Annotated in this window: 10 protein-coding genes; 6 read left to right on the top strand and 4 right to left on the bottom strand. The window is 63.8% G+C overall.

Translation table 11 applies throughout. The features are described from left to right. A partial coding sequence (locus AC0L3X_RS06255) for a response regulator (protein WP_473316309.1) occupies positions 1 to 3,304 on the top strand: 3,304 nt, incomplete at its 5' end. A 14-nt stretch (positions 3,305 to 3,318) separates the two neighbouring features. Continuing rightward, complete coding sequence (locus AC0L3X_RS06250; protein WP_063986598.1) at positions 3,319 to 4,809, top strand: HWE histidine kinase domain-containing protein; 1,491 nt, start codon at positions 3,319 to 3,321, stop codon at positions 4,807 to 4,809. Between the two features lie 88 nt (positions 4,810 to 4,897). On the opposite strand, the gene AC0L3X_RS06245 is transcribed toward AC0L3X_RS06250, so the two are convergent. After that, complete coding sequence (locus AC0L3X_RS06245; RefSeq protein WP_063986599.1) at positions 4,898 to 5,119, bottom strand: hypothetical protein; 222 nt, start codon at positions 5,117 to 5,119, stop codon at positions 4,898 to 4,900. 140 nt (positions 5,120 to 5,259) lie between these two features. Between AC0L3X_RS06245 and AC0L3X_RS06240 the strand changes: the two genes are divergently transcribed. Together AC0L3X_RS06240 and AC0L3X_RS06235 are read left to right on the top strand one after the other, a co-directional pair. Further along, complete coding sequence (locus tag AC0L3X_RS06240; protein WP_063984952.1) at positions 5,260 to 5,517, top strand: hypothetical protein; 258 nt, start codon at positions 5,260 to 5,262, stop codon at positions 5,515 to 5,517. A gap of 96 nt (positions 5,518 to 5,613) precedes the next feature. Continuing rightward, positions 5,614 to 5,859, top strand: coding sequence for a hypothetical protein (locus AC0L3X_RS06235; RefSeq protein WP_063984953.1), 246 nt, complete (start codon positions 5,614 to 5,616; stop codon positions 5,857 to 5,859). Positions 5,860 to 5,957: 98 nt separating this feature from the next. On the opposite strand, the gene AC0L3X_RS06230 is transcribed toward AC0L3X_RS06235, so the two are convergent. Both AC0L3X_RS06230 and AC0L3X_RS06225 read right to left on the bottom strand, forming a co-directional pair. Beyond that, positions 5,958 to 6,143, bottom strand: coding sequence for a hypothetical protein (locus tag AC0L3X_RS06230; protein ID WP_084795247.1), 186 nt, complete (start codon positions 6,141 to 6,143; stop codon positions 5,958 to 5,960). An 18-nt stretch (positions 6,144 to 6,161) separates the two neighbouring features. Further along, a complete protein-coding gene (locus tag AC0L3X_RS06225) occupies positions 6,162 to 6,383 on the bottom strand; it encodes a hypothetical protein (RefSeq protein WP_063984954.1) in 222 nt (73 codons plus the stop codon). Positions 6,384 to 6,498: 115 nt separating this feature from the next. Between AC0L3X_RS06225 and AC0L3X_RS06220 the strand changes: the two genes are divergently transcribed. After that, the gene (locus AC0L3X_RS06220) at positions 6,499 to 6,693 is read left to right on the top strand and encodes a DUF3072 domain-containing protein (RefSeq protein ID WP_063984955.1); all 195 of its coding nucleotides are present in this window, start codon (positions 6,499 to 6,501) and stop codon (positions 6,691 to 6,693) included. Between the two features lie 72 nt (positions 6,694 to 6,765). Next, complete coding sequence (locus AC0L3X_RS06215) at positions 6,766 to 7,053, top strand: DUF6496 domain-containing protein (RefSeq protein ID WP_063984956.1); 288 nt, start codon at positions 6,766 to 6,768, stop codon at positions 7,051 to 7,053. 12 nt (positions 7,054 to 7,065) lie between these two features. Here the strand turns inward: AC0L3X_RS06215 and AC0L3X_RS06210 are convergent, their stop codons facing one another. Next, the gene (locus AC0L3X_RS06210; protein WP_028148242.1) at positions 7,066 to 7,428 is read right to left on the bottom strand and encodes a hypothetical protein; all 363 of its coding nucleotides are present in this window, start codon (positions 7,426 to 7,428) and stop codon (positions 7,066 to 7,068) included. Between the last annotated feature and the right edge of the window lie 143 nt (positions 7,429 to 7,571).

Here is a 7,571-nt window from a genome sequence, read left to right as displayed (position 1 = left end):
CGCGTTTGCCGGCGAAGTCACCCGCGTCGCGCGTGAAGTCGGCACCGAAGGCGAGCTCGGCGGCCAGGCCCAGGTGCCCGGTGTGGCCGGCACCTGGAAGGACCTCACCGACACCGTCAACTTCATGGCGGCGAACCTGACCGAGCAGGTCCGCGGCATCGTCAAGGTGGTGACCGCGGTTGCGAACGGTGATTTGAAACAAAATCTCACCGTGAAATCCAAGGGCGAGGTCGCGGCGCTCGCCGACACCATCAACAACATGACCGAGACGCTCGCGACCTTCGCCGATCAGGTGACGTCGGTGGCGCGCGAGGTCGGCGTCGAGGGACGGCTGGGCGGCCAGGCCGACGTGCCCGGTGCCGCCGGCACCTGGAAGGATCTCACCGGCAACGTCAACCTGCTCGCGGCCAACCTCACCTCGCAGGTGCGCGCGATCGCGGAAGTCGCGACCGCCGTGACCAAGGGCGACCTGACGCGGTCAATCCAGGTCGACGCCCGCGGCGAAGTCGCCGAGCTGAAAGACAACATCAACACCATGATCACGAACCTCCGTCTCACGACGGACGTGAACACCGAGCAGGACTGGCTGAAGACCAACCTCGCTAAATTCACCAACATGCTCCAGGGCCAGCGCGATCTCACCACCGTCGGCCGGTTGCTGCTGACCGAATTGTCGCCCCTGGTGAACGCCCATACCGGCGTGATCTACCAGGTCGAGAACGAGGATAGTCCGCGGCTCCTGCTGCTCGCCTCCTATGCCGGCGACGGCGTCTATCCCTATCAGCGCGTGCTCCCGCTCGGCGACGGCCTGATCGGCCAATGCGCCCTCGACAGACGGCCGCGCGTCATCGCCGATATTCCGCCCGACGTGGTGCCGATCAACTCGGCGCTGTTCCGCGTCGCGCCAAAGAACCTCGTCGTGCTGCCGGTGCTGTTCGAAGGCCAGGTCAAGGCGGTGATCGAGCTCGCCTCGCTGACCTCGTTCACGACCTCGCAGATGACATTCCTCGAGCAGCTTACCGACTCCATCGGCATCGTGCTCAACTCGATCGAGGCGACGATGCAGACCGAAGGCCTGCTCAAGCAGTCGCAGCAGCTCGCCGGCGAGCTTCAGACCCAGCAGCGCGAATTGCAGCAGACCAACGACCAGCTCGAGCAGAAGGCGCAGCAGCTCGCCGAGCGCAACGTCGAGGTCGAGCGCAAGAACCAGGAAATCGAGCAGGCCCGCCGCGCACTGGAGGAAAAGGCGACCGAGCTCGCGCTGACCTCGAAGTACAAGTCCGAATTCCTCGCCAATATGAGCCACGAGCTGCGCACACCGCTGAACTCGATCCTGATCCTGGGACAGCAGCTCACCGACAATCCGGATGGCAACCTCTCTGCCAAGCAGGTCGAGTTCGCCCGCACCATCCATGGCGCCGGCACCGACCTGCTCAACCTCATCAGCGACATCCTGGATCTCTCCAAGATCGAATCCGGCACGGTGACGGTCGACGCCGAGGAGATTCTGACTGCGAACCTGCTCGAGACCGTCGGGCGGCCGTTCCGGCACGAGGCGGAAAACCGCAACCTGTCGTTCAAGATCGACGTCGACCCGAACCTTGCGCGCAGCATCGTCACCGACTCCAAGCGCCTGCAGCAGGTTCTCAAGAACCTGCTTTCCAACGCCTTCAAGTTCACCGCCGAAGGCGAGGTGCGCCTGAAGGTCGTCGCCGCGGTCGGCGGCTGGGGCACGGATCATCCGGTGCTGAACTCCGCGCCGGCGGTAATCGCGTTCGAAGTGACGGACACCGGCATCGGCATTCCCCTCGAGAAGCAGAAGCTGATCTTCGAGGCATTCCAGCAGGCGGACGCCGGCACCAGCCGCAAATATGGCGGCACCGGTCTCGGACTTGCCATCAGCCGCGAGCTCGCAAGCCTGCTCGGCGGCGAGATCCATCTGCGCAGCGCGCCCGGCAAGGGCTCGTCCTTCACGCTCTATCTGCCGCTGAAATATTCCGGCCCGACGCTCGCGCCGCGTGCGCCCGCGCCGCAGCAGTACAGTCAGCCACCGGCGTTGCAAGCGGCTGCACCCGAACAGCAGCGCGTCATCGAGCAGATTGCCGACGACCGGCTCAATCTCGAGCCCGGTGACACCATCCTGCTCATCGTCGAGGACGATCCGCATTATGCGCGCGTGCTGGTCGATCTCGCCCGCGACAAGGGCTTCAAGGTTCTGGTCGCCGCGCGCGGCGCGGAGGCGCTGGAGCTTGCGAAGCAGTACCAGCCGCGGGCCGTTTCGCTCGACGTGTTCCTGCCTGATATGCTGGGCTGGACGGTGCTGAGCCAGCTCAAGCACAATCCGCTGACCCGCCACATCCCCGTGCAGATCATCACGCTCGACGAGGACCGGCAACATGCGCTGGCCCGTGGCGCCTTCTCCTTCGTCAACAAGCCGACCACGACCGAGGGCGTCTCAGCCGCGCTGACGCAGATCAAGGAATATGCACGGCCGCGGCGCAAGCGGCTCCTGATCGTCGAGGACAACGAGGCCGAGCAGCTCTCGATCCGCGAGCTGCTGCATCACGACGACATCGAGATCGTGACGACGGATACCGGCGCCGGCGCGCTCTCGACGCTGCGCGAGGCACCCTGCGATTGCGTGGTGCTCGACCTGCGGCTGCCCGACATGAGCGGCTTCGAGGTGCTGGACCAGATCCGCAACGACGAGAGCCTGTCGAACGTTCCGGTGGTGGTCTTCACCGGCCGCGAGCTCTCGGCGGAGGAAGATGCGGAACTCCACACCATGGCGCGCAGCATCGTGGTCAAGGGCGTGGAATCGCCGGAGCGCCTGCTCGACGAGACCGCCTTGTTCCTGCATCGCGTGATCACGGAACTGCCGGTCGAGAAGCAGCGCATGCTGGAGAAGCTGAACAGTTCCGACGAAGACCTGATCGGCAAGACCGCCCTGCTCGTCGACGACGACGCCCGCAACATCTTCGCGCTGTCGAGCGTCTTGGAGCGGCGGGGCATGAAGGTGCTGACGGCCACGACCGGCCGCGAGGCGGTAACGCTGGTCGAATCCAATCCGGAGATCGCCATCGTGCTGATGGACATCATGATGCCGCAGATGGATGGCTATCAGACCATCGGCGTCATTCGCGAAAATCCGGCCTTCGCCCGCCTTCCGATCATCGCGCTGACAGCCAAGGCGATGAAGGGCGACCGTGAGAAATGCCTGGAAGCCGGTGCGTCCGACTACCTCGCCAAACCCGTCAACACCGATCAATTGCTGCTTGCAATCCGCATGTGGCTGCACCGCTGAGTTTGGATCCGCGAATGGACCACGAAAAGGTCAACATCCTCCTCGTCGACGACCAGCCGGCCAAGCTGCTCGCCTACGAGGTGATCCTGAAGGAACTCGGCGAGAACCTCGTGATCGCATCATCGGGCCGCGAGGCGCTGGAGGTGCTCCTCAAGACCGAGATCGCGGTGATCCTGGTCGACGTCTGCATGCCCGAGCTCGACGGATTCGAGCTGGCCGCGATGATCCGGGAGCATCCGCGCTTCCAGAAGACCGCGATGATCTTCATCTCGGCCATTCAGGTGAGCGACATCGACCGTTTGCGCGGCTACGAGATGGGCGCGGTCGATTACGTGCCGGTGCCTGTGGTGCCGGAGGTGCTGCGCGCCAAGATCAAGGTGTTCGCCGAACTCTACCGCAAGACGCGCGAGCTCGAACGGCTGAACCGGGAGCTCGAGGACCGCGTTCGCGCGCGCACGGCCGAGCTGGAGAATTCCACCGCAAAGCTGCGCGAGAGCGAAGAGCGGCGCAGCATGGCGATTGCCGCCGGCAAGATGGGATCCTGGGACTGGGACTGGGTCAACGGCGACTGGATGTGGGACGAAGGCCAGTACCGCATCTTCGGCGTGACGCCGGAGACCTTCAATGTCACCTCAGCCAATATCCAGGCGCTGCTGCACCCTGATGACGTCGACCAGTTCAGCCAGGCGATTGCCGCGTTCAACACCGGCGCGCACGCCTATGAAGGCGAGTTTCGCGTCAGCCGGCCCGATGGCGAGGTGCGCTGGTGCGTCGGCACGGCGGCCGCGACGGTGGACCAGGGCGGCCGCGTGGTGCGCGTGAGCGGCGTCACCGTGGACATCACCGAACGCAAACGCGCGGAAGAGAGACAAAACCTGCTCGCGCGCGAGGTGGATCATCGCGCCAAGAACGCGCTGGCGCTGGCGCAATCGATCGTGCGCCTCACCCGCGCCGACGAGGTCAAGGCCTACGTCAACGCCGTCGAAGGGCGCATCAACGCGCTGGCGCGCGTGCACACGATCCTGTCGCTGTCGAGCTGGCAGGGCGCCGAACTCTCGAGGCTGATCGACGAGGAACTCGCGCCCTACTCGCTCGGCGGCCAGATCAAGCTGGCCGGTCCGGAAGTTCAGCTGGCGCCGGCGACAGCGCAGACGCTGGCGCTGGCGCTGCATGAGCTCTTCACCAACTCGGCGAAATATGGCGCGCTCTCGACGCGGTCGGGGCGGCTCGCGATCGGCTGGCAAGTCGAGGACGACCACCTCACACTGACCTGGGACGAAACCGGCGGCCCGCTGGTGAGGACGCCGAAATCCCGTGGCTTCGGCACGCGGAGCCTGCTTGCCAGTGTGGAATCGCAACTCGGCGGACAGGCGGAATTCAACTGGCGTGCCGAAGGCCTGTTGTGCCGCCTTGAGGTGCCGCTGACGCGGAAGACCGTAGCGCCGTCGGCCGCGAGCAAGTTCGACGCGGCTCCGTCCGAACCCCTTCAGCAGGCCTCAGGCTAGCGCGTCTGCGAGCGAAGTGGGCTCCGGTTCGCGCGTAAAGACAGGAATCTGGAGCTTCGGCCCTGATTCACTCAGAACCGATCATGCTCTAGCGCGTCGCGGCGACCCTCATGCTCTGCATCGCCTGCGGTTCGTCAGCGACACGTCCTTCCAGCCAGGCTTCCGTTTGCGAAAGCTCGCGCAGCGCCCGCGCGTAACGGCGGGCTGCGCTCCGCTCGGCGCCGCGCGGCAGCTTGCGCGCCTTGCGCAGCATATCCGCAGCCGCGTTGCGATAGGCCAGCGAGCGATAGAGAAAGACGACCTTACCCATATCGAATGTTCCCGTGTTGATGGCATTCATCCTCGCAAGACCGCCATGAACGTCGGATGAAGCGGGGAATGACAAAATCGTCATGACAATGGAACCCGCAATCGTCGTGCGCGTTTTATGCCACACCGCGAGGCGGTTCCATGCGCGGGAAAAAGTCGCCGAGCCTCATCTCTCCGACCGGCGTCATCAAGCTGATGACGCATGCGATGATGGGCGCAGCCCTCGGCCTTGTCTTCGGGCTCGCCCTCGTCCTGTTCAATCCGGCAGTCGCAAATTTGCTGAACCACGGCGGACATTCGGCCGCCATGGTCTTCATCATCACACTGGTGACGACGTTCGCGATCGGGGCGACGCTCACGGGCCTCATGTTCATCCTCGCCGAGGACAAGGAATTTTGAAGCGCGCGTGACGCGCACCGGGCGCTTTCGTTCGGAACTCCTGCGGCAAATGGCAGTTGGCTGCCTGCGTCAATTCAACTCAGGGAGTTCCCGCGCGTGAAAACCACCAAGCTCGCTCTTACCGTGATGTTGGCAACTGGCCTCGCCGCCGCTCCGTTCGCCGTGCAGGCCAAGTCGCATAAGGCCAAGCATGGATCCGCTATGTCCTCGTCGCAGACCACGGGTGCCAACACCAAGTCCTCCAAGGGCGCTGATCCCTCCGGTCAAGGTGGTTCTGGCCCCGGCTCCGACCAAGGCGGCACCATGACGAACAACAAGGGCGGCATGAGCAACACCAAGTGAGCTCCGGCCGACCATCAAAGGCCTCGCGGCGACGCGGGGCCTTTCGCTTTGGAGCTGGAGCTTGGAGCTGGATTGGGAATCCTTCCAGCGTCAGATCGCTAAAGCGGCCGTCCCGCGGCATTCGCCTTCACGAGATGCTCGAGCTGTGCACGTTTGCGTGCGATCAGGAGTTGGGCTGCGGCATCGTCGAGACCCTCGCGCTGCAATTGCCGGATGGCGGAGCCGAGTTCGAGAATTTCGGCGCGCAGCTTTAGAATCCGGTACGTGTCCGGGTCTTCGTCCACCGCACGCTCCCAAAATTCTCAGCGGCGCGCGATCACGCGCAGCGGACTGCCGGATGTCGTTGCAGGACGAAGGCGTACCCGCTCGCGGACGTCAGGCAGGACATCGCCGCCACCGGCCGCCTTCCATTCGCCGATCAGCAGGTTGATTTTCCGGCGCAGATCCATCTGCGCCAGGGCCTTTTCCGTGCAGTCGCGGTCGCGATTGACGAGGTCGCGCACAGACACCTCAATGTCGGCCATCTCAAGCCTCAAGGCGCTGATTTTGCGTCGAATTTCATTAATTCTGTTGTCCATGGCTTGTTAGAACAAAATAAGAACATATAGTCAAGTCAGGATTTGAGAACGGAGAGGCCAGATGCAGGTTCAGGGTAAATACGACGCCAGGGTTTTCCTCGCGGAACAGATGACGAGAGCGCAGGGGCTGAGGCTGAAGCGTCTGAGCGAGGAGGCCTATCAGCCCACCCAATACGATCGGGCTCTGTCCTCGACTGAGGCTGCGCGCCGCATTCGAGCGCTGGAAGACGAGATCGAGTTGGCGAACTCCTTCTGAGGAGCGCGGCCAGCGCATTTGGAACGTAGGGTCAGTGATGCGGTTCTTTCCCGTGGCCAAGGGAGAGAGTCGATGGCACGCAAGGCAAAGAAGCGCCGCTACTCACGCAGCGCCGGCGGTGATGTCGAGCGCGAGATGCGCCGCTATAAGAAGGGCACCGCGAAAAGCGGCCCCGGCGGTCGTGGCGGACGCGTGAAGAGTCGCAAGCAGGCGATCGCAATCGGCCTGTCGGAAGCGCGCGCGAAGGGCAAGAAGGTCCCGAAGAAGGCGTCGAAGCGGAAAACGTCCAAGAAGAAGACAGCCAAGAAGACGGCCAAGACAACGAAGAAGACCGCGAAGCGCAAGTCCAGCAAGCGGTAACGCCGATCCGGGTCAGATCATGCTGCCCGGCATGAAGCAGCGGATCGAAATCCCGAACGCAGTCTTCACCGGCCACACCATGGTGTGGCCAGCCCGGTTTGGCTCGGTGATGACGGCCTCATCAGGCACGTCCACCCACTGCCCGTCGAGCCGCACGCGATAGTGCCCATCGTGCGATTCCCAATCGGGGTCGGATACAGCAAAGCCATCTGCATCCGAGCAGCAGGGCCCGAGATGGCTGCGCAAACTGTCGAACCAGGGTTTTAGCGGCGAGTTGGCGTAGCGGCCATCGTCGCGCCCCAAGGCGCTTCCGGTCGTCAGGACAAGCGGCGCCACAAGCAGCGCACACCTCAGCGAGAGCTTCAATCGATCCATGTCGGCACCGATCAAATGCGAACCACCGGTTCCACAAGAAGGCCGGGCGTTCGAAGTTCCACTCCTGCAATTCGCCTGGGCGTCTTCATTGACGCCAAAGCCCAACACGTGATTCCCAACTGTGACGAGCGAACGCGGCTTTT

Source organism: Bradyrhizobium sp. MI1.7 (assembly GCF_055811795.1).
This window is presented reverse-complemented; position numbering and strand designations above follow the sequence as displayed.

What these genes read in the sequence shown, in the direction of transcription:
- AC0L3X_RS06250 (WP_063986598.1), top strand. Translation starts at nt 3,319, where the DNA reads ATGGACCACGAAAAGGTCAACATCCTCCTCGTCGACGACCAGCCGGCC.
- AC0L3X_RS06245 (WP_063986599.1), bottom strand. Translation starts at nt 5,119, where the DNA reads ATGGGTAAGGTCGTCTTTCTCTATCGCTCGCTGGCCTATCGCAACGCG.
- AC0L3X_RS06240 (WP_063984952.1), top strand. Translation starts at nt 5,260, where the DNA reads ATGCGCGGGAAAAAGTCGCCGAGCCTCATCTCTCCGACCGGCGTCATC.
- AC0L3X_RS06225 (WP_063984954.1), bottom strand. Translation starts at nt 6,383, where the DNA reads ATGGCCGACATTGAGGTGTCTGTGCGCGACCTCGTCAATCGCGACCGC.
- AC0L3X_RS06220 (WP_063984955.1), top strand. Translation starts at nt 6,499, where the DNA reads ATGCAGGTTCAGGGTAAATACGACGCCAGGGTTTTCCTCGCGGAACAG.
- AC0L3X_RS06215 (WP_063984956.1), top strand. Translation starts at nt 6,766, where the DNA reads ATGGCACGCAAGGCAAAGAAGCGCCGCTACTCACGCAGCGCCGGCGGT.
- AC0L3X_RS06210 (WP_028148242.1), bottom strand. Translation starts at nt 7,428, where the DNA reads ATGGATCGATTGAAGCTCTCGCTGAGGTGTGCGCTGCTTGTGGCGCCG.